Source organism: Paraburkholderia sp. JHI2823 (genome assembly GCF_038900695.1).
GTDB lineage: Bacteria > Pseudomonadota > Gammaproteobacteria > Burkholderiales > Burkholderiaceae > Paraburkholderia > Paraburkholderia mimosarum.
This window is the reverse complement of record NZ_JAYMRY010000350.1, coordinates 1-386: the sequence shown is the minus strand read 5'-3', so window position 1 is coordinate 386 and position 386 is coordinate 1. Positions and strand designations below refer to the sequence as shown.

At 63.5% G+C, this 386-nt stretch carries 1 pseudogene; it reads right to left on the bottom strand.

Annotated features, from left to right (window positions below):
* A pseudogene (locus tag VSR34_RS38940) lies at positions 1-320 on the bottom strand (c-type cytochrome biogenesis protein CcsB); the annotation flags it as partial.
* Positions 321-386 lie beyond the last annotated feature (66 nt).

Sequence of the window (386 nt, the reverse complement as noted above, 5' to 3'; positions counted from 1 at the left end):
ATCTGGATGGCCAGCAGCGACAGTGCCGCAATGCCCACCATCAGCGGACGCACGGGCTTCCAGCGCCAGCCGAGCACGACGAAGACCGGCACCGCGCACACCAGCACCAGCTTGTCGTAGTAATTCATGAACGGGTAATAGCGCGACAGCGCGAACCCGGCGCCCGCGACCATGGCGAGGGCGAATAGCCAGTCGACGATGCCAAGCCGTTTCAGGAACGGCCGCTCGTCATACTGGGCAGCGTTGAACGCTTCGTCCGCAGACGCCTTGGCGGGCCGGGCGGATGAAGGGGAAGATGAGGAAACCTGAGTCAAGTCCATGGTATTACCGGGTCGAATCTTGTGAGCTTGCGGACGGCGTGCCGGCGTTGCCGGACGATGCATCGG